Annotated in this window: 23 protein-coding genes; 3 read left to right on the top strand and 20 right to left on the bottom strand. The window is 33.4% G+C overall.

Annotation, left to right across the window (positions count from 1 at the left end; genetic code table 11):
• The 10 genes from B5440_RS15010 to B5440_RS14965 all read right to left on the bottom strand — a co-directional run.
• On the bottom strand, positions 1–286 hold a 286-nt coding region (locus B5440_RS15010; RefSeq protein ID WP_234996396.1), incomplete at its 3' end, for a transposase.
• 304 nt (positions 287–590) lie between these two features.
• Positions 591–809 (bottom strand): hypothetical protein, encoded by a 219-nt coding sequence (locus tag B5440_RS15005; protein ID WP_070054774.1) that lies wholly within the window; start codon positions 807–809, stop codon positions 591–593.
• 118 nt (positions 810–927) lie between these two features.
• Complete coding sequence (gene drmB / locus B5440_RS15000) at positions 928–3030, bottom strand: DUF1998 domain-containing protein (protein ID WP_070054773.1); 2103 nt, start codon at positions 3028–3030, stop codon at positions 928–930.
• The gene (locus B5440_RS15655; protein ID WP_070054772.1) at positions 3030–6929 is read right to left on the bottom strand and encodes a helicase-related protein; all 3900 of its coding nucleotides are present in this window, start codon (positions 6927–6929) and stop codon (positions 3030–3032) included. The genes drmB and B5440_RS15655 overlap by 1 nt, the downstream gene beginning before the upstream one ends.
• A complete protein-coding gene (locus tag B5440_RS14990; protein ID WP_070054771.1) occupies positions 6922–8682 on the bottom strand; it encodes a DNA/RNA helicase domain-containing protein in 1761 nt (586 codons plus the stop codon). The genes B5440_RS15655 and B5440_RS14990 overlap by 8 nt, the downstream gene beginning before the upstream one ends.
• Positions 8669–11434: a hypothetical protein gene (locus B5440_RS14985; protein ID WP_070054770.1), complete on the bottom strand. Its 2766-nt coding sequence runs from the start codon at positions 11432–11434 to the stop codon at positions 8669–8671. The genes B5440_RS14990 and B5440_RS14985 overlap by 14 nt, the downstream gene beginning before the upstream one ends.
• Positions 11427–13016, bottom strand: coding sequence for a DNA cytosine methyltransferase (locus tag B5440_RS14980; protein ID WP_070054769.1), 1590 nt, complete (start codon positions 13014–13016; stop codon positions 11427–11429). The genes B5440_RS14985 and B5440_RS14980 overlap by 8 nt, the downstream gene beginning before the upstream one ends.
• On the bottom strand, positions 13013–13306 hold the full coding sequence (locus tag B5440_RS14975) for a hypothetical protein (protein ID WP_070054768.1): 294 nt from the start codon (positions 13304–13306) through the stop codon (positions 13013–13015). Before B5440_RS14975 ends, B5440_RS14980 begins: the two co-directional genes overlap by 4 nt.
• On the bottom strand, positions 13287–13745 hold the full coding sequence (locus B5440_RS14970; protein WP_070054767.1) for a very short patch repair endonuclease: 459 nt from the start codon (positions 13743–13745) through the stop codon (positions 13287–13289). Before B5440_RS14970 ends, B5440_RS14975 begins: the two co-directional genes overlap by 20 nt.
• Positions 13746–14092: 347 nt before the next feature.
• Positions 14093–14356 (bottom strand): hypothetical protein, encoded by a 264-nt coding sequence (locus tag B5440_RS14965; protein ID WP_070054766.1) that lies wholly within the window; start codon positions 14354–14356, stop codon positions 14093–14095.
• A gap of 94 nt (positions 14357–14450) precedes the next feature.
• Between B5440_RS14965 and B5440_RS14960 the strand changes: the two genes are divergently transcribed.
• Positions 14451–16787 (top strand): DEAD/DEAH box helicase family protein, encoded by a 2337-nt coding sequence (locus B5440_RS14960; protein ID WP_070054765.1) that lies wholly within the window; start codon positions 14451–14453, stop codon positions 16785–16787.
• Positions 16788–16901: 114 nt separating this feature from the next.
• On the opposite strand, the gene B5440_RS14955 is transcribed toward B5440_RS14960, so the two are convergent.
• From B5440_RS14955 to B5440_RS14915, 9 genes are all read right to left on the bottom strand, one after another.
• Positions 16902–17342: a hypothetical protein gene (locus B5440_RS14955; protein ID WP_070054764.1), complete on the bottom strand. Its 441-nt coding sequence runs from the start codon at positions 17340–17342 to the stop codon at positions 16902–16904.
• Between the two features lie 3 nt (positions 17343–17345).
• Complete coding sequence (locus B5440_RS14950) at positions 17346–18032, bottom strand: NUMOD1 domain-containing DNA-binding protein (RefSeq protein WP_070054763.1); 687 nt, start codon at positions 18030–18032, stop codon at positions 17346–17348.
• Positions 18010–18435: an NUMOD1 domain-containing DNA-binding protein gene (locus B5440_RS14945; RefSeq protein WP_070054762.1), complete on the bottom strand. Its 426-nt coding sequence runs from the start codon at positions 18433–18435 to the stop codon at positions 18010–18012. Before B5440_RS14945 ends, B5440_RS14950 begins: the two co-directional genes overlap by 23 nt.
• Positions 18436–18542: 107 nt before the next feature.
• On the bottom strand, positions 18543–19655 hold the full coding sequence (locus B5440_RS14940; RefSeq protein WP_070054761.1) for a VapE domain-containing protein: 1113 nt from the start codon (positions 19653–19655) through the stop codon (positions 18543–18545).
• A 530-nt stretch (positions 19656–20185) separates the two neighbouring features.
• On the bottom strand, positions 20186–20440 hold the full coding sequence (locus tag B5440_RS14935; protein WP_176728214.1) for a hypothetical protein: 255 nt from the start codon (positions 20438–20440) through the stop codon (positions 20186–20188).
• Positions 20441–20458: 18 nt separating this feature from the next.
• A complete protein-coding gene (locus tag B5440_RS14930) occupies positions 20459–21442 on the bottom strand; it encodes a DUF3871 family protein (RefSeq protein WP_070054775.1) in 984 nt (327 codons plus the stop codon).
• Positions 21443–21446: 4 nt separating this feature from the next.
• A complete protein-coding gene (locus tag B5440_RS14925; protein WP_070054760.1) occupies positions 21447–22313 on the bottom strand; it encodes an AAA family ATPase in 867 nt (288 codons plus the stop codon).
• A 115-nt stretch (positions 22314–22428) separates the two neighbouring features.
• Positions 22429–22773 carry a hypothetical protein gene (locus B5440_RS14920; protein ID WP_070054759.1) on the bottom strand — a complete coding sequence of 115 codons (345 nt, stop codon included), beginning with the start codon at positions 22771–22773 and terminating at the stop codon, positions 22429–22431.
• A 207-nt stretch (positions 22774–22980) separates the two neighbouring features.
• Positions 22981–23565, bottom strand: a complete 585-nt coding sequence (locus tag B5440_RS14915; RefSeq protein ID WP_070054758.1) for a hypothetical protein — start codon at positions 23563–23565, stop codon at positions 22981–22983.
• Positions 23566–23649: 84 nt separating this feature from the next.
• On the opposite strand from B5440_RS14915, the gene B5440_RS14910 reads away from it, so the two are divergent.
• Positions 23650–23895 carry a helix-turn-helix domain-containing protein gene (locus B5440_RS14910; RefSeq protein WP_070054757.1) on the top strand — a complete coding sequence of 82 codons (246 nt, stop codon included), beginning with the start codon at positions 23650–23652 and terminating at the stop codon, positions 23893–23895.
• A gap of 6 nt (positions 23896–23901) precedes the next feature.
• Here the strand turns inward: B5440_RS14910 and B5440_RS14905 are convergent, their stop codons facing one another.
• The gene (locus B5440_RS14905; protein ID WP_070054756.1) at positions 23902–25119 is read right to left on the bottom strand and encodes a site-specific integrase; all 1218 of its coding nucleotides are present in this window, start codon (positions 25117–25119) and stop codon (positions 23902–23904) included.
• A gap of 216 nt (positions 25120–25335) precedes the next feature.
• Between B5440_RS14905 and B5440_RS14900 the strand changes: the two genes are divergently transcribed.
• A partial coding sequence (locus B5440_RS14900; RefSeq protein ID WP_079711172.1) for an ISAon1 family transposase N-terminal region protein occupies positions 25336–25599 on the top strand: 264 nt, incomplete at its 3' end.

Genomic DNA, 25599 nt, shown 5'->3' with positions numbered 1-25599 from the left:
TGAGCCACATAAAATGAATGTTCTCCTGAAGGGCCTGCTCAATTTTACGAGAGGAATACATATTGCGAAGGTACGCATAGATGGTCACCTTGAGCAACATCCGGGGATGGTAACTGGAGGTACCTCCTCCTTTATAACTTCGCTCCAGGTCAGCGATGTCGATTTGATCAATAATCGTATTGACGATCCTAACGGGATGATGGGCAGGGACCAGATCATCATAACTGGGAGGTAAAAGACTTAACTGCGACTGGTCATAGGTCTTAAATACTGCTTTGGCTTTCATTACATGAAAATACTAAAAACCAGAAAATAATACAACAAAAAAGGCTGCCTTTTCAGACAGCCTCTTTCGCGAGTTGCTCCCCCTCTTGGGCTCGAACCAAGGGGAGCTATAGCAGTAATAACAGTCGTTTCCGAAGGGTAACCACTAATAGGTATCCGAAAAGTATGCCTAATAAATAATCTTTGATTTTAAGACAGTATTGAAAATTACGAAATTTTATTTTTATAATTTACTATAGAACATACGTGAATAAATAAATTATATTTAGGGTCTTTTTTAATTTAAGGTTAAATGCAACCAGGATTTATATCCTATCAGCAATTTCAGAATATTCCTTATCACTTAAATAAGCATAATCAGTCCAATTACTGTAAGCCGCTAAGAGATCATGGGGTTGGGTTACACCCTCTTCAAAAATAAACACATCTCCTTCTAAATCATCTATCGCCTCAACAACCCCATCTAAATCGCCATCTTCTAAAGCCAAAACAGCTCTCTTACCAAAAATAAAATATTTTTTCATTTCATGATTTTTTTAATTTTTATTAATTTATCTACTTGCTATATCATTATACCTTAAAATACTTCGAAAAGAATTAAATTTAATTTTATAAAACTCAAATGCCGTTTTTGGACCATGGTTATGTAGTAAAAACTTCTTTCTGAAAAAATAATCCTATAGATTGGTCCTCTAGGGTCCCTATAACTAATCCCCTATCTAAAAATTTATTCATACTGCCACAACTAGTTTCAGGAAGCAAACAGCAGGAATGGCATGCCGCAAGATTTACTCCCATAAATCCTTTACCCACTTCGTCATCTATGCAAAGGGGGTCTGAACTGCACCATTTTGATTTATTAATGGCATTTTCAATAATACTCCCTAGATTATCAGGCAAGCCTTTTTCAACAAGCCCACCCAAAGTTCCTTCTGAGTCCGAAGTACTTGTATAAATTAATATACCATTCATTGAATATTCAGCTTCTGGCTGATTACAATAAACTATCTCAGCGAGAGAAGAACTTCCATACCCACATTCAATGGATAACTCATTAATCAATAGATGAGAAAAAGTATGAAGAGCTATAAATCGAGCACTAAGCATACTATCTTCTTCCATTTCAAATTTTCGACGATATTCTCTATAATTATTTTGTATGATTTCAAATCTATTCTTGACTTGCGGCAAGTCTTCCCATTTTTTGAGAATTTCATCATTAAATTGAATAAAAATTCCTTCCCCTTTAACTTCAGTAGCTGGCAGAGTGGCTGTATTTTTATCGCTGCGTGGATCCTGGATTCTTTGAAACTCTCTTTTTCTTTCTCCAGTCACATTAGTTTCCGATTCAAATATTAAATCTTCGAACATTAGTGGTTTAACCCTAGTAAAACCACGAAAAATCTTTAATTCCCTTAGTTTATTTAAAAGAACTACTTTAGAAATTAGCGCTGATGCCGAAAAGTTATATTTGTCACCGTCAATAATTTTGGAATCATACCACTCCTTCCTTTTAGGTTTTACTTTTGGATTAATAAAACACCTGAACTCTTGTTCCCTCAATTGAGCAATAGTATATTGACCCTTTTTGCTCGTCTCTTCTTGAAAGTATTTTTGTATTAGTCCTTTTAAATGAGCGTCAGGATAATCTAAAATTCTGAAGCTATCTTTAATATTATCAAACATAGCCAACAAATTTTCACACGGCTCCTCTTCCGAAATAATTTTAGCGTTTTGTAGTCCCCGAACAACCTGCTGAAGAATAGAAACAAAATCCTCAGGCAAATCCGGATCATAACCCCTTTTTGGAATACTTATCGCCTTGTAAATTATTGGAAAATAAATATTCCCTGCTCCTCTCTGTAAAGTTCTGGGATATTTTGCCAAAGTCTTTCTTTTGGCAGCATCAGAAGCACCATCATTATAGGGTGGCCATGAAACATCATCGATTGGAAATCTATAAAACTCTTTGTAGCTATTTCCGAAGGATTCTTTTTTTTCAACTGTTCTACCTAACCACGGTTTTGGCATTCTACCACTAATGAACTGTAAATAGTCTTTTTGCGGATCTGTTAGGTCTACAAAAGTTTTTTCTTGATCAAAAATACTTTCTAAAGAAGCTTTGCATACAAACGTTCCATCTGGTTTAAAACTTTCTATCTCAAGTGTTTTTAAAGAAGCCGTATTCCCTTTTGATTTCAAAAAGAGTCGATTTCCTTTACCTATTTCCTCTGGCTTATTATTTTTAACATGGACGTACCAATCAAAAGGAAAGTCATCTAAAAAACCTTCTTCAGTTGCTATAACAAAACGAACCGGAATCAATTTTCTTCCTTTTACCTTTGGTGAATGATATCCACTAAAAGTTTCGTCAACAGTTCTCCTATTTCTCTCTTCGTAATTTGTATAGAATTTTTCATGGGATTCTAATTCCCTAATATTAAAAAGCTCATTCGTTACTGGACACTGTAGGATCGTTGGGAAACGTGTAGTTTGAATTGATGCTTTTGAAACTGATTCCTTAACAGGAGGAGAAACAAAACATTCAACATTAAAGGCAATTGCTAATCGTTCATCATCCAGTCGATTAGGGGCATTTTCTCTTTCCTCTCCCCAAAATTCACCACCATTAGGTGGTTGAGGCTTATCATGTGATAAAACCATCACTGATAGTTCAGGAAAATCTGCTATTGCTCCAGGCCCATATGTATGTAATGCTTGAGAAGTTCTTATTTCTTGTTCCATTATTCTATATAACTTTTTAATTTAATATTAGAAGATGTATCTACATCTCTCAATGAACTCATTGCGAATAGCATATCCTGGGTCAAATGATGATCTCTGTATTTTGGATCAGTAAAAAGATTCCACCTTAGCTTGTCCTCAGCGAGAGGATTTTTCATTACATCCCAGAAACTGGTAAAAGTTAGATTCGATCTGCTTTTCCATCTTTTTATAACGTCCTCAACAATTTCATTCATGGCTTTCTCTCTTCTTGCAATCATTTCAGGATCTACGTTTTCCAAATTTTCTTCAATAGCACAAAACCGTTGGAAGAGTAATTCTCCAAGTTCCCGAACTTTTTCCTCTCTATCAGGGTACAAAGTTGCATCCGCATCTTCTTTAATATATAATCCTCTCATCAAAGAAATAAGTACAGAATCTATAGTTTTCTCTAAAGCAGGTAGAGAAAAAGGAGTGACACTTGTAGCTTCGACATATTTGTAGTAAGCCTGATGATAATCCTTAAAATTTTCATAGTGTGATCTATCACGATTTTTCGCTGGATTATAAAGGGTAAAAACAACTCCAGGGACTTCTCTACCAACTCTAGAGCTTGCTTGAATATATTCAGCGGTGGTCTTAGGCTGTCCTGATATGGACATTACGTTCAATCTTGGTATATCAACCCCAACAGAAATCATATTAGTAGAAAGAGCTACTTTAATTGGATCTTCATTATTTAAACCTTTAACCTCATTTATTTTTTCTAGAAAAAGATTGCAACAATGATCAAGTAATCGTCTGGCTCTTTCTCTATCGTCTTCCGAATTTAGACTATTCACCCTCATATCCTCCTGAAGGCCACATAAAGGCTTTAAATGATCCCAATACTCATTAATTATCCTTAACCATGAAAAAGACCAGCCGGTTTTGAAACGAGTATCTTCCAAATCTTTAGATGATCTAATTGATATTGAATTGAGAAACTGGATTATAGGATCCTTCTCGTTTATACTATGCAGTTTTATTTTTTCCAATACTTCCAGACCTCTATTTATTTGATCGGAATTCATTTGGCTGGAAAGTTCAATAATGCGATCAGGATCATATTGCTTGAAAAATTTTCCAAGCTTCAAACTTAAGAACCGGCGATATGAAACCATGTCATCTTCCAACAAGGTTCGATATTTCCCTAGTTCCTTTACAGTATTAAAATATGCTAAAAGCGTATAATAATTATCAGCATTCTCATTAGCTGCGTTAGTTATTTGGTCCGTACCTTCCAGAAGAATGCTATCGAGCCTTAGTTTTGCTGTAGTCGAAGTGAAACCTGCTGGCATAACCCCCATATAAAGTCGAGCATTTGCATCTTCAGTTTTCTTTCTAGAATAAAAAGAATCATCTATTTGAATACCAGAAGGAGGAAATTGGGCATATTTTTTCCTATTATATATTTTGATACACTGTTGTCGAGCATTCCTTACCGTTGCTGTAGCACCCACAATTTTTGGTTGTATTCCTTTTTCAGTACAAAGAAGATCAATAACAAATTCAAAAAGACTGTAAATAGTACCTAAGGAAGAACTAATTAGATGTAACTCATCCTGAACTATCAGACTAGGCGGATCAGCCATCCTTTTAAATTCACTATTAAAGTTGAATAAATGGAAGCATTCTTTACGCCAAGCTAACTGGGCATATTTGTCAACCGTTGAAAACAAAAGAGTTGGTCTATAGGAATAGATGTCTTCATCAACATAATAAATCGGCAGCGTTCTCTCCATAAAAGAAGAATTATCATTCCTCCTTAATTTGAACTCATTTTCTCCGACATGAAAATGACATTTTGTATTAGTACAATGAAGATAGAAAGGGTTTTGATTTGGAAACGGTCTCCTATTGAGAACATTTTCTATTTGATGGTAACCCCATCTTCCTACTACGCTAATCTGACCACTTTCATTTTTATGTATCTCTTTAACTAACTTGTTTCCACAACATGGACATGTAAAAACCGGTGGACTATAATTGCCTTCATTAAATCTCTTAGCTTCAGTTCTTTCTTTATATTTCTGGAGATAATCATTATTCCCAGGATAATTATCGCTACCGGTATGTTTATTTGGCGTTGTAGTACCTCCAACCCATAGTCCATTCGAAATTCTGGTTGTTCCATATAACGATGGATTATTAAACCGAATCAATTCACAAGAACAAATTAGAATATTAGCTCTACTAAACTGTTGCTTATTTAACATTCTTAGGGTATAACGCATCATAACGGTAACACCTGAATCTTGGAATGAAGTTGTTTGTCTCTGATAAAAAATTGTAAACGCTATTAGTCCAAGATAAGCCTCAGTTTTACCACCACCGGTAGAGAACCATAGTAAATCTACAGTATCCCTGTCTTCTGATTCAATGTCAGTAGCACCCTGTATTTGTGATAATATAAATGCCAACTGAAATGGCCTCCATTTTGCTAGCTTTCGCTTTGAATCTGTAGACAACTTAGCATTAAGCTTTCCATTTTCCCAAATAGAATTAGAAGCGGCATCAAAAGGTATTTTATCAAATTCAGGCAGTGGATCATCAAACCGGTTGTCGTTTGACAAAATTCTATTAGAAAGCCTTCGATGCTGAGCAAAGTCCGCCATAACTCTCTGGTAAAACATAGCTTTATTAGCATCTAGAAATGATTTTAATATTGTCGGATCTTTCCTGAGCAAATCTATTCCCGTCTGCATTCTTGAATATAAATCACGACATTTGTCAAGAATCTTTTTCGCAGATTCCTGATATTCTAAATTCAGCTTTTCCTTCTGAATTTCTTCTTCTTGTATACCTATCCATTTTTCATAAGCAAGAATAAATTGATTTAATTGTTCAAATAAATCTTCTTTTTCAGCTTTACTTTGTGCTTTTGAGAGCACCTTCATATAAAGTATGTTATCAATTCCATCTAACTCTTCGGGATTAAAATCGACACCATTAATTTTTTCGTTTGGTAATACTGCAGAACAAATTTCGACTACTTTATTATCTTGCTTTTTCCAGTCTACAGCACAACCATGACCCTGACCAAAATTTTTATATCCCCTGTATAAAAATTTAATCTCTTTCTCTTCTTCTGTAAGCTTTTCTAGATTAGTAAGGTCTGGAAAACTTTGAAAGCCTTGAGTAGAATTTACTTTAATTTCAGGTTGAAATAGTAGATGATTGACCTTTTTCTGTTCTTTTCTCACACAGAATCTGGAATTAATAAGAGAAACAGTAATTACTTTTAAGGAGGCTGCTCCATTTTGGGTATAACTATTTCTTGAAATTATTTTAACCTTCGCGGTATCATCAGTAGAAGTAAGTGAAATCAGTTTCGTCCCTGACTCAGATTTTTTCCATCCCTCCACTTTATGCGATTCATTTATCACTCCCTCTGAAGTGCATCTAAAATTGATATCCACTTCAAAATGAGAACGTTTGTAACTACTATCCCCATTCTGAACAGGAAAATATTTACCATATTTAATTTTAAGATGTATTTTTTGATTCTCTTCGCATAGAAATGAAATTGCCAATGAAGAAGGATTAAATTCAGTTGTTAACTTCAATTCCTCTTCTTCATCATCTACAATTTTCCTATTTCCTTTTTTCACTCCATTATTTACAGAGTCCTTCTTATTATCCTCATCTAAGTTAAGGTCAGTTTCTGTTTCTACTGTCTCTACCTCTTCTGAAAATAAATCCTCCAATTCTCGAACTTGAGGATATAATATTCCAGTCGTGTACAAATCCTTGGGAGAAAAATCAATCGCTTCTTCTAAATCAGGATACCCTGACTCTGTGACCTTATATGGTCCCAAATAAGTTCGATTGATCCATTCAAATAAATCCTCTCTAATTAAACTATTACTTTTAGACATCGATTTTGATATTTTTTAAAATATTTTGAGTCAGATCTTTTTTAACATCTTCGTTTAATAAAATAGATAATCCCACTTGGGCACGAGTATAACCAACAAAAAACAGGGACATCAGATCCTTTCGCGAACGATCATATGAATTAATACCTACAATTAGAATAAAGTTATTTTCTAAACCTTTGTAGGAATGTATTGTAGATAAACAGAAAAAGCCTTCTTTTTTATGTTGGTTTTCAGAAACTAAGGCACATTTGCTCCCTAACACATCTTTAATTTGTTCCAGAAATTGGTTTTCAGCACATAAAATTGTGATTTCCTCTGGAGGTATATTTTTATCCCTCCAATCCTTTAAAATTTCGCATACTTTATCTCCCAACCCCTCAGACTCTTGATAATAGTCAATAGTGGTTTTAAATATTACTTCTGTCCTTCTACACGGCATACTTTCTAGCCCACTATGTGAACTCGCCACTTCTATTATATCAGGATGATTCCTACAGTTTAAAGGAAGGGTATGAAGAGAACAAGGATAGGTATTCAGAAATAACTCATAATAATCTTCATCAAAGCCACTATAAAATTTTTGATATTTATAGTCTAGAAACATAGCCCAATTTCCTGACTCCAATCCTCCGCTAAGATTTAGAAATATTGCATCTATTATATTTTCATTGAAAATATCCTGAGCCTCATCGATTAAAATAAAGTCATATTTTTTCAATTCTAATGCTGAATACCAAAGCTTAAATTGTAAAGGCAGGGTTTCACTCCAAAAATTATTACCATCATTTTCAGGTAATAAATTTTTAGCTTGCAAAGAATCATAAATAAATCCATGTATATGAAAACAATCTATAAATGAAGTTTCTTCATTGGTTTCGAAAAACCTTCTAATTTCTCCAGATAAATTCTTATTAAAACAAAAATATGCGCAGTTCTTTCCCATTAAGGTTTGCCGGCTCAACAATTCTTTAGCTAAAATAGTTTTCCCTGTACCTGGTCCGCCGGTAACAACAAAACCTCTATTCTTTATTAAACCAAAATTATCCAGTAAACTATATTGCTCCTTTGTGAATTTTTCAATTTCAAATGATTCCTTGTGCAAAACCTTACTAATTGGCACCTCAAAAATCAAATCTTTGCGAAAGATTTGTCGGATGTCCTGCACGTCTCTATGACCAACTCCAAAAGATCTGCCTTTACCAGAATAACGGCCATGAGTTCTCCAATAGCTTTTTAAATGCTCTATATATTTGATTAGCCCGTTAGGAGCCTCATGATCTGAACTGGTATAAATTATCTCTGGATCATATTCTATAGTTTCTTGTCTAAAGTTTTTAGATTTCTTGTTATGCCTAGAAAATGATAATTTTTTTTCAACATCTGGAAACATTACTCCGTAACCAAAAATTAACCTCTGATTAAAAAATCTATCTGGAAAATATTGGGGCAATAAAGTATCTCGAACATAAAACAAGTAATCTGTAACCTGAGCAAAGGGATCACCCTTTTTAGTTCCTCCCAGGACCCACCATTCATCTTTACTACTGTCATACTTTACTGCTCCTCCTTTAGATTCAAGAAAAAAAACATATTGGTCATCTAGATATACAAAATCGATTTCACCAACTATTTTGTTCTTTGTATTCTGGCTTCGCAAAGAGTGGATTAAATATCTTTTTGAAGAATCAAAATATTTAGAATCAACTGCTTTTTGAAATATTTCCTTTTCACCTTTATTATCGAATTTCAATCGGAACTGTGGTAGAATTGGCATTTTGAGCTTTATTTATCATTAATACTTCTTTTATTTCAACAATCCCATCCATTTTAGAAATAAGGTTTTTAAGATCAAGATTATTAATCTGATGTTCCATGTTGTATTTTTTATAGATGTGATAAAGAAAAATCTCCTTGTGTAAAGAAGTTCTAAATTTTCCTAACCAATTCGCAGCCTCCAAAATCTCAGTCTTATCAAAGCTAAAGCTCTGATTAGATTCTTCTCTTTTAAATAGGTCGACCAATTGATCAAGACACTCCGGTACGATTGTTAAACCAGAAATCCATCGTTCTACTGTAGGGTCTGTTACCTTTATTCCTTGAGAATTTAAATATTTATTCAACCGAGAAATGTATCCCCCACATTCAACATATTTACTGTATAGATCTACTCTCCAAGCATTTCCTTTATCATAAAAACTATTAAGACGCGGATAGTGTTTCTTGAGATGAAAGAGAAGATCATTAAAGTCATTATTGAAGTCTTGAAGTAGAAAAACTTTGTCACCGGCTTGAATTTCCGAAGCACGTTTTTTGATATCTCGAATACTATCTACGCCTTCTTCCTCAAGAATATGAAAATATTTTGATGATGGTACTTTTAAAAAACTATCTTGGAAGATAAGAAGTATATTATCACGTTCTTGTGTGTTAAATTCGGTGATTCTATTTGTTCCGGGTGTATTATTAACAAGTTTTTCCAGAATAAATGAGAAATCTTGCTCCTCAATATTTTCCGAATCATCTGTCTCTATGAAATCCTCAACATCTTCTTCCTTCACCTCAATTGTTTCCAATTCTGGTTCTTCGTAAACAATATAGTCAGACATTACGAACTCTATTGTAGACTTTTCAATTAGGCTTTCCTGATGTTCTAAATTAAGTATAAGCAGCTTATTTGTGAAATCGGAAATATCAGTTATAATAGGTGTAAATTCTCTAAAGCACTTTTTGTAATATCCTAATTCCGCCCGATTATTGAGAATTAAATATTGATTTCTACTGTAGTAGGTCAAAAAGATCGAAGTAGTAAGTTTTCCTGAAAAGTTTAGAAAAAAGACTGCATCGAAGGGTTTCAACTCTTTTGGAGTTATATTTTCCAGTTGGAAAAAACTAATTTCCAATGTTTGGAAATTTTTCAGCTTGTTCCTTACGTAAATAAAATCTAGTTCTGAATTATTTTTTGAAACAATTGCTACTTTCTTAAGGTGATTATTACGATTAAGAATCTGACATAATATTTCTATTTTCGGATTAGATAAAGGGTATAGATTAATCACTTCACGTAACGATTCCACCTTATTATTAAAAGAGACTGAATTGAACAGGTCCAAATTAGATGAAAAGATTTTAAGATAATTTTCTAAATCCTTCCTGATATCCTCATTATAAAAACTAGTAATTCTGGACAACAGAGTGTATCCTTCATTTAAAAAGGTTAAATATTTCACTCTATTATCTAAGATGTTCTCGTTGAACATTATAAATCTCAGATGTAGTACAATTGATTTAAAACGTTCCCAAAATTTTGCTCCTAAATCATCATTGATTGCATAAACCTGATGATTCACACCCTCATCATTTTTTCTTTTAGAAAGAAAATTTCGTTCCGCATGATTGATTAACCACGGATATAGGTTCATACCCAATGTTTCCAGAAATTTATGTTGAAGGAAATTATAATCCTTTTGGAGAAAATAAACATCCTTCAATCTATCTCCCAATTGTGCATTCTTGACAGATGCTGTAAATTCTTTGAAATAATAATATTCTCGGCTCTTCTCTTTTTTCAACAATTCATCTAAATCATCGATAATAATAGTATTTACATAATCTATATTTAAATCTTCCAAAAGCACTTCCCAGCCGGCATAATACTCGATTGAACAGATATAAATAATTGGAGAGGAGCCGGAAAACTTCTTTTGTACTACTTCTAATTCTCCATCCCTACTTACGATTATTTCTGCTATTGGAAAATTTTCTGATACTGCCTTAGAATTAAACTCCGTATCCTCGATCAGTTTCAGATATTTAGTTTTATTTGTAAATAACAAAACTCCAGACTCAGGCTTTTTATTAATGGTTCTTCCTAATTTTAGAATTTCGTGTATCCCTATGGTTGAGATGTTACTATATTCTTCAAATTGGATATAAGCTTTATTTTTTTCGATAAACTTATCAAGGGCAATTTGAAAATTGGAAAGTTTTGTATTGTACTCCTCAAAATCCTGAATGTTTTTTCTTAAATGAGGGAGAATATCTTGAATTTTAGGGGCAATCCGGCGGGGTCTTCTTTCTATTGATTCAATATAAAAATGAACTCTATTATTCCTGCTAATATCTATTGATAAAAACTTATTACGCCATTTCTTTCCTAGATAACTAAAAGTTTCAGGAAGAGCCCCATTCAATTTTTCTAGATTCTCTTCTAAATTTTCAGTGTGCAAGGCTTCTTCGGAATAGCTACTCTTTAAATCATTAAAAGTTTTATAATAGTTTGATAAAGCTATATACAACGGAAGTAATTTCTGTTGCCGACTTCCTTCTTGAGTATAAAAGGAAATCACCCTTGCATATTCATCAAGGCTATTGGTATGAGCTAGATAAGGAGTAAGTAAATTATATAATGAACCCTGCATGGACTTTCCATCCATCACTACTTCTAAATTATTAAGCTCTTTGTAGGCTTCCCTTATATAGTCTAAAAGTTCCTGTTTAAACATTCTGCATCAAAACTTTAAGAACAATCTCCGCTATTTTTTTAGCCAAAAGAGGAGGTACTGCATTTCCTACTTGGTGATATTGTGCGGTACGCGACCCACAGAATAAATAGTTATCAGGAAATGTCTGTACTCTAGCAGCTTCTCTTACCGTTAAACTCCTACACTGCTCGGGGTCATAATGAATAAAATAGTGACCGTCTTTTGAAATATGGCTTGTTATAGTTGTAGCCGGTTCATTAGGTAACTGAACTCTAAATCTATCTGTAAACTTTCCTGATTTAGCATTTTCATGATCAGGCAAAAGTTCGTTACCATGCTCTTCAAATTCATGTAACCGGGGAAACCGTCCATATGTTTTTGCAAACATACTGGAAAACATATAACGTTTTAAATCCTGAACCAAGTGAGTCCTCGATTGGTGATTTGCGGCTCCCTCCAAATTTTGATCGTGAAACCAGCTGTATAAAGGATTTATTTTTTTTGGAGTATCACATTTAATAAATTCCTCTCCTACACCTTGTTTTGGAGTGTTTATTTCTAATAAATCATATTTTTTTGCAAATCCATTCCACGAAATTATTTCTGATCTAAATGAATTCGTAAGATCACTCCAATTCTGATCTGAGTCCACTGCAGTTTTATAGTATCGTTTCTTTTTTCCATTTATCATCTCACTTTTAACAAATGATCGATTTATTCCACTCCTGATCTTAGGTAGATCCCCAATCACATCTTTAAGAGTAACGGGATTGGATGACTTCCCTAATATGTCAGGTATTACTTTAACATCCTCTCGTATTCCGAGAAGAATAACTCGATGACGCTTTTGTGGAATTCCATATTCTTCAGATCGAATCAAAAAATCCAAATCAGAATTATATAAAGGTTGGTCTTCGGAATCAAATTCTACAGGATTTGTAGTCAATGAATATATCTTATATTTATATTCAGCGTCTTTAAAAACGATTGCTGGATTGCTCAAATCACGCTTTATGAATTCAAAAATCTTGACTCCATCAATTTTTGAAGAAAGCAGCCCTTTTACATTTTCCATTACAAAAACAGCAGGACTATGTTTGGCAATTATTCTAAGATATTCCTTATATAGATGTACGCGTACGTCCTTTTTATCCAAATTCTCCTTCCATTGTCTGCGGGACCTACCCACTAAAGAATATGCTTGACAAGGTGGTCCACCAATTAATACCCAGTTCTTTTCACCCTTAAGTGCTGTCTGAATTCGTCTATCTACCTCTTTCGCCGGAACTACTCCAAGTGTTGTACACCATGCTTCTTCCTGAGCTTGTTTAGCCTGTTTAGGATATCTTTTATACAACTCTTCTTTTAAAGTTTCTCTTCGTTCAATATCCGATTCTCTCATAACCTGATAATATTCATCAGGAACATTCTTTCGAGAGAATTTTCTAAAAAAACTTCTTAGTTCAAGTGTTTTATGTGCGTTGCTGTCCATTTCGATGGACAGCTTTGATTCAAATACCTGTTTATTATTAGAAGGTATATTAGAAAAGCCTTCACAGAGCCCCCCAGGACCGGCAAAAATATCAATTATTGGAATTTTCATTTTTGAAAGGAATCTAAGGGTAAAGGAATGTATTTATCCATACCCGTTTCTTTCAGATAAACTTCAAACATGATGTTATAAACATCAACTTTCTCATTTGCACAAATAACAAAACACTTTTCCATTAAACTATTTCTGAATTTAGCTTCTTTGAAAGTATATGACGGTTTTTCGGAGGCTTTAATTATGTATTCCTTGAAGTCATTATCTGGATGGAAGCTGGTTCCTTCCATAATCAGTGCTTTGCCAAATGCTCTAACATCTGATAAATTATTTACCTGGGTTATCATTTTTAAGATTTTTAAGATTTTTAAGTAATCCATTTAGGTTTACTTCTCTTCCTTCTGAATATTTTTTTCTTGGTTCAAGTTCACATTCCGCCCATATCACGATTACATTCCAACCCTTTTCTTTCCACTTAGCTACTTTTATTCGATCCCGTTCTACTGCAGATTCTCTTCTGGAAGTGATTTTTTCTGATGGAGTGGAAACCTGGTCACCAAATTTACATCTCTTATGCAGATGCCAGAAACACCCCCGAACATCTATGATTGTCTTGTATTTGCTTAAGACAATATCTGGTTTACCAGGCAGCTTCTTACTATGTAAACTATACCGAAATCCATGAGCATGAAGGAACTTTCTAACTATCATTTCAGGCCGGGTATCCATACCCTTGATCTGACTCATGTTGTAGCTTCTGGTTTTCTTATCGTGTACGTCAGCCATTTAAATTCAAATCTCTTGCGTTAGAATTTTTATACATCACTCAATTAGATCATCTATAATTTCAAATGTTCGTGCAACTATTATACAGTAAAATTTAATATGAGAAATGTTGTGGTAGAATTACGACCACAGATAATTTATGTGGTTGGATTCATCTTAGATTTCAACAGTCTCTAGTGTAGGGTATGCGTAAAATTAAGAAATGTTAATCAAATGCAAATAAAAAAGTCAGCGTTTCTGTAATTTCAACGGCATTCTTCATACTTATAGATATTAATATCGTCATATGTTTACAGGGCTTTACAGCAATTGCAAAAAGATAAATGAGCTGATATCTTATAGTTCTTTCACTTTTTGTGCTTATTTATAAAATCCATCATCTCATAAGCTTTTTGAAGTGCGGTATTTTTTTCAGAAGCACTTGAGTTATATGCGCCTTCCTTATAGCCTATTTGACAATTTTCACCCTTCAGTTGATTGAAATGAATATGATAGGATGGACTCAGCCTACCCATTTTGTCTAGGCTGACCTGAAATTCTTCATTAATATCTTCAAATATATAGTTACCTTCGTACATCTCAACAAGGCGCCAATTATTAGGTTTTTTCATAGTAACATATTTTATGCAATAATACTATATCCGGTTATTGCTGAATTTATAATTTTTTAAGACTTTAGGTAAATTTTAAATCTAAACTTCTAAAATGCCCCCTAACAAAATTCCCCAATCCAAGGAATTGAGGATTGATAAATATATATCTGAAAAGTCTAAGGAGATAAATTCCTTTATCCAGGAAAATAGAAGAATTCTACTCAATGCGAGTCCAGGAAGTGGCAAGACCACCTTTTTTGCTAATCTATGTATTTCCCATTTACAAAATAAAAACCCAGGAAGAATAATTTTTTGCAGTCCTTTTCTAATTATCCAAAGCCAATTTAAAAGAGCTATTGAAAAAAAGAGTTTAGAAATCGACCTTGTTTTAAATCATACCACATCTAGAAATTATCTTCAGAATTCAGATAAGATTATTACATCTACCTTTAAAAGCCTTTCAAGAATCAAAACCGAATTGAGCGAAAATGATTTAATTATAGTAGATGAAGCTCATTCTTTACTATTCACTTATGGCAATAGTTCAAAACGTGAATTTTTTACTGGTATAATTAATATTCTTTATCATACTCCTGCCAAGATCGTTCTAATGACAGGCACCCCATATAGTGGAATAACAAAAATTTTAAACCTTTCACAACTTAAAATCCTTAAAGAGGATATAAAGGCAAAAGTAAATATTCAGTATACGAATGAAAAAGATACCGCTTTAAGTGTTGCCTTCGCAGAATATTGCCTTAATCAATTTGGCAAGGATTATCTGAATATTATATATATTAAAAACACCAAAAAGTGCGAAATTATCAAACAAGTTCTGGAAAGAAAATTTGATTGTAAAGCATTTGTTTTAACAGCTCGAAGAAAGGAATCCAAGGTTTATAAATTACTTGAATTAGAATCCCTTATTCCTGAAGATATCAACTTTTTAATAACTACGAACGTTATAAGTACTGGTACAAATATCCTGAATAAAAATATTGGCAAAGCCCTGATGCTAAATGAATCAAATCCAACTGAGATTAAGCAATTTTCCAAGAGGTTTAGAAATAAAATGAATATTGAAATTGATGTGATAAATAAGGCTTACAGTAAAAATGATTTAGATACAAAATCTGTAAGGGAAGATCTTGAATTAGAAAGGGAGCATCAAAGACAATTTTTTACAACTAGCCTAGCAACTATTGAACATTCATTCAATATTAGTCAAGAATTTATTCAATTTGATAAATACTATCATAAAGATGTGTACAATGGGAGCCCTCAGCATTTAATCAATACTATCTTGGAAAGAATGCTAATTCAAGAAGCATATTATGCGGAGAAAATTGCCGAAACATACAATACACCTGCTGAGCTAATGAATGTGCTTAACAGTTATGATGATGTAATATCTATAAACACGGACGAGTATGGTTTTACAATTTCCAGTGAAGATTTAGGTGAAGCTGAAATTAATAAACTAGATGAATTAAAATTTCAATTAATTGTTTCCGATTTTATTAGGAATCAAGAATCCTATCTTAAATCAGCTTACTGGTATTTTATGCTGAAAAGAGATAATTATAGAAAGTATTTAATATCTAACTACTTAAACCCAGATTTTCCTACAAGGTTAATCGGTAAAGAAGATATAGATGAAAATAAGTTTGAAATTTATGCCAATTCAAATTTTATACCTCAGATTCTGCTACCATTGTTTGAAATTGATGAATTTTTTAAAGATCGAAGCAAAAGTTTATACTTTATAAAAACAGTGAAACCTAATAAACGAAAAGCTACTCTTATAGCTCTTTATTTAAATAATTTATTTAAACAATACCTAAAGTTCAATTTTGATGAATATCCTAAATTCCCACCTGTATTGGAATTAAGGCCTGAAATAAATTATCATCTCCTGATAGAAAATGAAAGAATTCATTCGATTCTCAAAATTTGCAAATATGTTTACGAATATCTTACCCATCAACATTATATTAATTATGGAGACCTCAATGAGTATTTAGTAGCTAATTGTACTTGGAAATTTCCGTTAATTAAAGATGATTTTATATTTAAGGAAATCGATATTGATATTAATTCCCAAAAACCTCTCAATTTTAGACAGAACCTATTAATAGGTATGGCTAATAGCATCTTCTATATTAACCCTAAACAAGTTTATAGAAAGGACCAAAAAACAAATAAAAGAAAAGCAGCCTATCTATTTGAGAGTACCCTTCCCTCTGAAAGTATAGCAAAATATAAGTTACACAAGACTGAAATAAAAGAGATAAACGAAAATACTGAAATCCTGAATTATAGTATGCGCACTAGAAAATTTGGTAAAGTTAATTTCAAGAAAAGTTCCCGTATTCTTAATTCTAGAAAATTGATTTTAAATACAATAGTTGATGATAATTTTTATGAACTGGTTAGTGGAAAATTATAAATCAGATTTATCCTTTATTCAAACTAAGGCTATATAATATATATAAGAGATAAATCTGCAATTTGTCTCAAAAAAAAAGGCAGCCATTTCTGACTGCCATTAGTATTAAATAGTTTATGAGATACCATTTAATCGTAAATTCTCCATTACCCGCCTTTCTATTAAATTGGGATCAATTTTATTCAACTTAAAGGTAAAATTTCTCCTTTTCTGTATTTTATCAAGTAAATACTGGAAATTTACTTCTTCTGAATCAGAACGAGAATTACCTTCTGATTCCAGCTGCTTCAAAAATAAATCTTTTTCAACAGGATAAAAGGTTTGAACCCAATCAATCCTGTTCCTGGGAAGGGATTTGTGAATCTTTCTTGCCAATTTATATAATCCCGTAATATCTACCCAGTCCTTATTTTGCAAATGATCTATCCATTCAGAGATTTCACTTCCATTTATTTTTACAGTATTTCCCAGTTCATACCAGCCAATAGAATACATTGGCTCGCTTCGGTTATCTACATATAAGTTAATTTTATCATTTTCTAGTTTAATATCCATATTTTAAATTTTATCGTTAAAAATCTCATTTTCATCTTCTTCCACATATTTCCAGTAAAACCCATTTGAAGCCTCCCTCTCCATCCTACATACCCTAGAAATACAGGTTTTAGAAAATCCGCTAATTCTGGAAGCCTCAGCTACTGAAGTATACTCAGCAATTGGATTGTGGTTTATGTCCAACTGAATAACTCTTTTCTTTCTGGCATCTCCTTTGGGAATAAAAACATCTGATTTGTCATAGCTCCAATAAAACCCATTAAACAATCCATTGGCGCTTAAACTAGCCCTGGAAATATCCTGTTTTGTAGCATTTACTATAATAGCAGCACTGTTAAGATTCGGATACGAGTTTATTAACTCTTTGGTTTCAATATCATATTGGTAAACCGTTTTTTCTATCCCACCTCCAGCATCGCTGTTTAAACCTGCTTCTTTTGTGTTGTAAGTAATTATATATTGCTTCTCCTTGGCTGCTAATTCATCAGTGTTAGCTGCCGTGTCTAGTTGTTCCCAAATGAAAGCTTCAGGGCCATAGGTAGCGATTTGCTGATATAGCTTGCCCTCCTCTCCTCTTAAAGCTCGCTCAACGTGATCTAGTTGCCGTTGTTTTATCGAATTTGTAGTTATCCCTATATAGGACTCTCCAGTGAATTTATTACTTGCCTTATAAACTATTCCCCTCATCATTTACCTTGTATTTGGATTCGTACTCCCAGTAATAATTACCTGCCGATTTATACTCCCCTCTACAGCACTTTGCTATAGATGTTTTATTAATTTTAGTTTTTTTTGAAGCTTCTGCAACAGATTTAAAACTGGCTAAAAATTCACCATCCTTATTAAAAAGAAAAACTTGTTTCTTCCGCTTATCTGTGTGGTGCTTAAAATTGATTGCCAAAGCGTAACTCCAACAAAAACCATTGGAAGTTTTAAGATCCCCTCTACAGGCTTTCTCTATTGTATTTGGATCAGCATCTAAATGTTTTGCAGCCTCCTCCAAACTCCAATAAGAAGTGACCAGGCGGCCAGTTTTAGCATTATATTGATATATGCGTCTATTCAGATTTTGAATTCTATCATTGTGTTCCATAAAATTATTTTAAAGGGCAAGGGAGGCACCTAATTTTTTCAAACTTTTTAATCCCCTAATTTGTACTTTACTGTTATTCTCTTGCCTTACCTGCCCAGGTTACCTTTTTATTTTAAAATCACCATATATTTTTTCAACCCTTCGATTTTCTTAGTCTCGAACCCCTTTGCTTTTAGGAGTTTTCCAAGATTAGTTGCTGTAAATCCTATATACCCTGTGGAATTAAATTTTATATATTCTATTATTTCCGTAGCATTCATAAATTTAACTACCTGCTCTTGTCCCTCTTTTGGTAAGTCAAAAAATTTGTCGAGATATTCTTCTTCAGTGGAAGTCTGCTTGTACTTTTCGTTATTGTTTTCAATACGAGCAATATCCTCCCTATCGAAGTAATGTTTAAATCCTTGTTTTAGCAGTTCGTATGCCTGACTATAAACCAGATCCAGGTTGATCCCGTGCTTAAAATTAATATCTAATGCCTCAAATACAAGAAATCTACGATTCCCCGTAACATCCATTAATATCTCATTGTGGTTAGCACTTCCACAAAAAGATGCTCGTCTAACGTAGTTTTCAGAGAAATAACCATAAGGCCTACGCTCAGTAATCACCTCCTTTGTAATAAGCTCTTTAAATGCCTCTACTTTGGACTTACTGTAAGAGGATAATTCATCCATATTAATTAGTAACCTTTCTGAAATTAAAATGGTAGAATCCTTATTGGACGGGTTTATATTACCTGAATAGCCATATTCCTTAAGTTCTTGGGGAAGTAGGTTCATCATCCAGGTTGTTTTCCCAAGTCCTTGTTTTCCTGTAAATATTAGTACCGAATGATTAGCTGTCGTTGCCTCTAAAGCACAAGCTACCATTGCTACCAACCACTTTTTAAAAGCCCAATAGAATAACTCATCATCAGTAGTTTTTACAGTTTTAGCAAGATTGGTGATATGGTCAGTTTTCCCGTCCCATATTGGTAGGCTAGTAAAATAATCCTTGAAAGGATCATACTTTGTAACGAAATCAGATTCCAGTAAACTTTTCAGATTACCAATAGTTACTTTAATATCATTGTTCTGGATATCCCGAAACATAGAATTAAAATCATAACCCTGAAGAATTCCATAATCTAACTGATCTTTAGGTTTATAAAAAGTTCGGTTTAAAATTTCATTGTATTTAAAATCATACTTATTTCTTAAGTAGTTTTCTATATTCATTTGTAAATAAATTATCGTTTCTGCGCTCCTCATCATTGTTGTGTTCTCCATCTGCCGAGCACATATAAGCGTACTTTAATTAGAGGATCTCTAATCAGTGAGCTTAACACCTTCGTAATTACAACTGGTATTAAATTGCTGGAATATTCTATACGGTTATCTCATATATTTTAAAATTTATGGGTTCTACAATCATTTAATTTTTACGGTAATTCAATGGCACAGGAAAGAAAGTAGTGCCAAAGTTTAATCTCTTTGAAGTAGTGCAAATATACAACATTCGCTTAGCGAAATCAAGTCAAATCCCTAAAAACAAGCATATTAACTCAGTTGTATATAGCGCTTTCGTGCATTTTCATAGTCTTAAAAGACAAGATTTGAATCTAAAATGAACTGGCATATCCCAAAATTTTGTTCAATGCCAGAGTCCATCTTATTCTGCGCAGGACGTTTTCAGCGATTTTTTTATTAAAAGGAGAAAATACACTCAAAAGCTTGGTTATCCAAAATACAAAATAAACTCCCTGATCCTATGGCGGATCTAAAATTTCAAAATGGTCATAATAGTAAGCTCGCCCTTTTATCAAAAACACGGTTTTTAATTTCGCCGTTACCTTTACACTATTAACCCACACCACCTCTCCCTTCTCAAGTTCCCCAATTTGGTGTTTAACCACTACTTGAAATGGACAGAAGAGTTTTTTAAGTAAATTATTCCAGGTTATTATGTAGAGGGTATCGGGCGAGCTATACTTAAGGACATCTGATAATTCATCGTCGCTCATTACGAAAAAGCTATACAATTAATTATGTAGGAAGAAATTTCCTATTCTGTTTTGCAGTGAATTAACCAGGTCATTGGTTAAGTCGTACGCATTTACATTCCGCTCCAGATTATTATCTATGTAAGAGGACTTATTTGCTTCAGTGAGCAGATTAAAAATTCTCCACATATTAATTGATCCATCTTCCTTACGGGAAAAATTAGGGTCGTGGTAATAATTCTTAACTACAGTATTTATTTGGCTGTCATTTAAGGAAACAGGAAAATATTGCTTTTGCTCCGTCTTACCCATAAACTGGTACATTCTCAGCTTTCCAATGAAGTGGGCAAATTGAGCCTGGGTAAGTTCATACCTACTCATTCGTTCCATCATTCCCAGATGCTTCATTCGGTCATACTGGTTCAACAAGTTCTCCACTGCTTCAGATAACTGGTTAAGTGAATTAACTCTTATCTGATCTGCCAAACCATCTGTACTAATGCATAGATTGGTGCAAACCATATTTTTAAAACCTATGAACACCTTGAACTTTTCAGGACTTTTCTTACTAAAAAGATTTTCCTGATTGTATGCTCTAACCCCGCCAATAGTTAAGGCAAGTTTATTTCCATTCACATTTTCCACTACCTCAGGTATTTCCAAAACAAACGCGAGCCTCTCGTAATACAAAGTCTTCTCGTGCTCTTTAAGCTCTTTTGCAGGCTTTCCTATTGCAGATGGTATTCTGCCTTTAATTATATGAGAAGTCCTAATATCAGGCTCAGAAACACTGAACTCAGGAAATAAATCCTGAGCTATTTCCCTGGTTTTCTGAACAAATTCATAATGACTTATTGTGCTTTCGTTATCCTTCGCAAATACTGGGATTATACAGTCATTTTTTAAATGTTCAAGGCTTACCTTTTTAGTATTTGCTTCTATAAAATTTCTATTCTTGGAGGATACCACCTCCTTTTCCTCGACCATCTGATTTTGTAGAGGGGATCTTGTAATTAATTCCATAATTTTAATTTTTTGGTTGTTGTACATTGTTTTCTTCGATCACCTGTGAATTACTGTCTTCAATAATGTTTTTTCGCTCCATTATTAAAGGGTATAATTCTTTGTGCAAAGAAGGATACTTATCATAGATATGCTTAAGCCCCGCAAGATTGTGGCACATAGATATCTCCTTTTTTATGGCTTCAACTGAAACACCTTCAGAACACCAGGCTTTCAATTTTTTGCCTGTAGCCTGATTTATTACAAATTCTGGCTTATCCATAAACAAACCTGTGCGGTCTTTGGATGCTTTTACCAAATGGTTCTCGTTAATTAGCTCGAAATTGACCGTTAATTCGTACTCATAACCTTCTCTGGTGATTTCTTTGGTTCCAAGTTTCATTACCTTCGTCTTACCGTTCATATCCCTATCCAAGGAATAGTCTACCTTTCTACGGGCAGTTGTTATAATGTGAGCTTTAGATTGTAATAGCGCATCAATAAACGAATTGTGTAACGGGGTTATCTTAGCCCAGTCTTGGAATCTACCACCTAACTTTTCGTGCATTTCCAAACATCCTCCCTTACCAGACCATTCGTGAGATATAGAATCGACGATTATCACCTCCATTCCAGCATTCTCGCAGGTTTGAATGGCTTCAATGTAACGCTGTGGAGAGAAGGGTTCTTCCATACTTAAAACATTGAAATCGCCTAAATGAGAGTAAAGACTTGCAGAGTTATTTTCAGTATCTATTACTGCAATTTTTTTCCAGTCTTGGGTGATGCCAAAGGCAAGTAATAAAGCAGACATTGTTTTACCATATCCGCTGGGCCCGCTTAGGCCAATTCTTAATTTTACCTGGCTTCGCTGTGCTTGTTTTAGTTTCATTTTTTTAGATTATTAGTTGTCATTAAAGCTGTGATAAGGCCTATGACAATGTGAGACAAAAAAAAGAGCCTCTTTTTAGAAGCTCTTTCCTACTTATTTCAATAAACCTGAAAGATTAAATTACCATTCTCTCTTCCTCCAGATTATTTTCTAAAATTTCCTCCTCCTCCGTTACAAAAACGTTTCTTTCGGAGTAAGTAGTGATTTCACCAGTAATGGTATTGGTGTACTCGTAAGGATCAACCTTAACTTTTTTAATGATACCAGGAATCTGGGAACCAATTAAGGACTTACAGGTAGCTTCATCGAAAGTACTTGAAACTTGTGCTGTTTTGGCGGTAAAGTAAATTTGACCTGTTTCTTTACTTTTTACGGCTTCTAAACCTCCTTGAACAATAAGTGAATGGAAAACACCACCATCTTCTTTTTCATAGGATTTGTAATCTACAATCGTAACCATAGTTTTAATGATTTTAAAATTAAATTCAGGAGACCTTCTCCCAACGCCTAAAAAGAGTGGGGGTTGATCTTTAGGATATTTTGTAAAAAACTAAACCTCATAAATAAAAAACCCCGCAGGAAATGCCTACGGGGGTATGCCCAACTTTAAAAATTAGAGGGGGTGCATCTTTAGATTATAATGCGCTCTCAAAAATTTAAAAAAAAATTATTTTAGAGTTTTGTTTATAGTTGTTTTATGAACCTTTTTTATTATCTCTTCTGCATCTTCATCAGTAATTGCAAATTTCTCTTTATCATTTAAAAGTGCTTTTTTTAATTCTTCAGATGCAACATTAATATAATTTATTAATTTCATAGGACCCATTAAAGGATCCCTCGTAATATTTGGATTTTTTCGTATATATTCGGCTACATATTTATTCATTGTACCCTGATACATTTCAGTTAGATATTCCTTTGTAGGGTTATTTCTTTTTGTATAATCCAATAAAGCCCTATAATACTCGACATTTTCAGATGATTTTTTTATAGTTGATACTGCTTCTATATTTCTACTAGCTGCTTTTATGTTATCTTCTTTAACCTCTTTTGTTGCAAATTTAGCCGCATCTTTTTTCTCATTTAACTTATCAAAAATAAATCCTATCATCCAGCCCCAAAAGACTCCGTTAAAAATTCCTATTAATATTAACATTGCAGGATTGTCCTTGGCTGAACCACCAGTTAAAGTTAATGTCAAAACTGTGGAAATAATGGCTCCTATCCACCAGGAGTAATTAACTGCTTTCATAATTTAAAATTTCGGTTAGTTACAAAGTTAAAAATAGGCAAATATGCCTATAACATAAATCTTAAGCTCCACGAATTTTAACACGTGGAAAATTTATCGGAAAAAGAATTTTTAATCGCATTTGGACAAAACCTTAGAAAGGTCAGAAAAGAAAGTGGTTTTACTCAAGCTCAATTAGCAAATGATCTTGGGGTTGAAATCTCTCAAATTAGCAGAATAGAAAGAGGTTTAATTAAAACCTCCATATCCAACTGCTATTTAATTTCAAGAGTTTTAAAGGTTCCCATAACCTCATTATTTAAATTCCTACCCCAAGATAAATATATTTAAAATCAATTATTTACGTTTTTCCGTACTATCAGATTTTAATTTATTAGAGAGTTCAACCATTGCCTGCCCTACTTTTTTCTGTAAAATTTTCCCATAATAATCTTGGGTAATCTGGATACTGCTATGCCCCAACAATTCGCTTACAATTTCCATTGATACATCATTATAAAGCAGAACAGTAGTTGCAAAAGTTTTTCTAGCTACGTGATGGGTTAAATTCTTTTCAAACCCCATAATACTGGCTATTTCCTTCAAGTAAGCATTTATTTTCTGATTGCTGTATGAGGGAAAGATAAGCTCCTCTTCGCCTGAATACTTATTCATAATTTCCTGTGCTTTCTGAAGTATAGGAATAGATAAACTTTTTCCAGTTTTTTCTCGCTTTATCTGAATCCAGAGATTGCCGTCATAATTTTTAATGATATGCTTCCTTCTTAATTCTTTCATTTCACGATAGGCCAGCCCCGTGTAGCAGCAAAAAATAAAAAGGTCTTTTATTAATTCCAGTCGTGGCAATTGGAAATGATAATTTTCTAAGGCTTCTAATTCCTCTGAGGTAAGGTAGGTAACCTCTTTTCTAACTCTTTTAGGCCTATATAGTGCAAATGGATCAGGATTAATCAAACCTTCAGCAGAAGCTACCTTTACAATTTTTCTAAGTCGCTGTATAGATTTATTAATAGTAACCTGCTTTTGTTTTTTCTTAGTTTTTAAGTAATAGTCGAAATCTTCAAGAAATTGAAGTTTTAAGTCCTCCAGAAAAATGTCGTTTTTCCCATATCTGGATTTTACAAATTTTTTCAAATCATTACCTACATATTCAAATTTCTTGTAGGTGGGTTCCTTTATCTCCTTACCAATCAAATTGGATAGCTTTTTTAAATAGGAGTCATAGTAAAATACCAGATAGGTCTTATTCTGCTCAGGCTTGTATAAATACTTTCGTACAATATCTACCACTGTAAAATCCTTACCATCTAACTCCAATGAGATATAGGTTTTCTGAATTTTACTTTTTATAATTTTAATGTTTGAATTAATCAGAGGCTCTCCCTCCACCATCTGTAATTCAGAATCCCACTTTTCAGGTTGAACTTTTAGTCCAGAGGCGAACTCTTTTCGTTTGTTTCTGTAGGTAATTCTACAATTCAGAGGACAGTAGCCTAGCTTATTCTTTTTAGCTAGTTTAATAATAAATAAGACAGTAAGTTTTGAGTGGTTCATACCAATTAGTTTTAGTTAAACAATTGGCATACTTGCGGAAGAAAAAATGGGTCTCCAAGCAAAAATTGGGTCTCCAAAAGTGCTCCTGATTTTAACAAAAAGGTCCCTTTGGGTCTCCAAATTTGGAATTAGCTGAAAAATTTGAATGGATCATTCTCAAAAGTTGTGTGTGAATTGAAATTATAGTTTGATTTTTGTTTTCTAAAAGCGGAAGCATTGGATCCATATATAGACCTACTCAAGATATTATTACCAGAATTATTAATCACCCATTTTGATCTTACCGGTCATCAAACAGAAGGAGATATATTACACCTGTATTTTGAAGAGAAGCCGGAGATTCCTAAAGAGTTCTCCTCTCAGCTGGTCATAGCCCACGGATTCCATAAAGAAATAACAATTCAGGATTTTCCTGTGCGTGGTAAAAAGGTATTCCTACATATAAAACGCCGTCGCTGGCTGGGAAAACAAGATAAAAAA

It is taken from the genome of Salegentibacter salarius, assembly GCF_900168265.1.
Classification (GTDB): domain Bacteria; phylum Bacteroidota; class Bacteroidia; order Flavobacteriales; family Flavobacteriaceae; genus Salegentibacter; species Salegentibacter salarius.
The sequence above is the reverse complement of the archived record's forward strand: the minus strand, read 5'-3'. Positions and strand labels throughout refer to the sequence as shown.

What these genes read in the sequence shown, in the direction of transcription:
- B5440_RS15005 (WP_070054774.1), bottom strand. Translation starts at nt 809, where the DNA reads ATGAAAAAATATTTTATTTTTGGTAAGAGAGCTGTTTTGGCTTTAGAA.
- drmB (WP_070054773.1), bottom strand. Translation starts at nt 3,030, where the DNA reads ATGGAACAAGAAATAAGAACTTCTCAAGCATTACATACATATGGGCCT.
- B5440_RS15655 (WP_070054772.1), bottom strand. Translation starts at nt 6,929, where the DNA reads ATGTCTAAAAGTAATAGTTTAATTAGAGAGGATTTATTTGAATGGATC.
- B5440_RS14985 (WP_070054770.1), bottom strand. Translation starts at nt 11,434, where the DNA reads ATGTTTAAACAGGAACTTTTAGACTATATAAGGGAAGCCTACAAAGAG.
- B5440_RS14980 (WP_070054769.1), bottom strand. Translation starts at nt 13,016, where the DNA reads ATGAAAATTCCAATAATTGATATTTTTGCCGGTCCTGGGGGGCTCTGT.
- B5440_RS14975 (WP_070054768.1), bottom strand. Translation starts at nt 13,306, where the DNA reads ATGATAACCCAGGTAAATAATTTATCAGATGTTAGAGCATTTGGCAAA.
- B5440_RS14970 (WP_070054767.1), bottom strand. Translation starts at nt 13,745, where the DNA reads ATGGCTGACGTACACGATAAGAAAACCAGAAGCTACAACATGAGTCAG.
- B5440_RS14965 (WP_070054766.1), bottom strand. Translation starts at nt 14,356, where the DNA reads ATGAAAAAACCTAATAATTGGCGCCTTGTTGAGATGTACGAAGGTAAC.
- B5440_RS14960 (WP_070054765.1), top strand. Translation starts at nt 14,451, where the DNA reads ATGCCCCCTAACAAAATTCCCCAATCCAAGGAATTGAGGATTGATAAA.
- B5440_RS14955 (WP_070054764.1), bottom strand. Translation starts at nt 17,342, where the DNA reads ATGGATATTAAACTAGAAAATGATAAAATTAACTTATATGTAGATAAC.
- B5440_RS14950 (WP_070054763.1), bottom strand. Translation starts at nt 18,032, where the DNA reads ATGATGAGGGGAATAGTTTATAAGGCAAGTAATAAATTCACTGGAGAG.
- B5440_RS14945 (WP_070054762.1), bottom strand. Translation starts at nt 18,435, where the DNA reads ATGGAACACAATGATAGAATTCAAAATCTGAATAGACGCATATATCAA.
- B5440_RS14940 (WP_070054761.1), bottom strand. Translation starts at nt 19,655, where the DNA reads ATGAATATAGAAAACTACTTAAGAAATAAGTATGATTTTAAATACAAT.
- B5440_RS14935 (WP_176728214.1), bottom strand. Translation starts at nt 20,440, where the DNA reads ATGAGCGACGATGAATTATCAGATGTCCTTAAGTATAGCTCGCCCGAT.
- B5440_RS14930 (WP_070054775.1), bottom strand. Translation starts at nt 21,442, where the DNA reads ATGGAATTAATTACAAGATCCCCTCTACAAAATCAGATGGTCGAGGAA.
- B5440_RS14925 (WP_070054760.1), bottom strand. Translation starts at nt 22,313, where the DNA reads ATGAAACTAAAACAAGCACAGCGAAGCCAGGTAAAATTAAGAATTGGC.
- B5440_RS14920 (WP_070054759.1), bottom strand. Translation starts at nt 22,773, where the DNA reads ATGGTTACGATTGTAGATTACAAATCCTATGAAAAAGAAGATGGTGGT.
- B5440_RS14915 (WP_070054758.1), bottom strand. Translation starts at nt 23,565, where the DNA reads ATGAAAGCAGTTAATTACTCCTGGTGGATAGGAGCCATTATTTCCACA.
- B5440_RS14905 (WP_070054756.1), bottom strand. Translation starts at nt 25,119, where the DNA reads ATGAACCACTCAAAACTTACTGTCTTATTTATTATTAAACTAGCTAAA.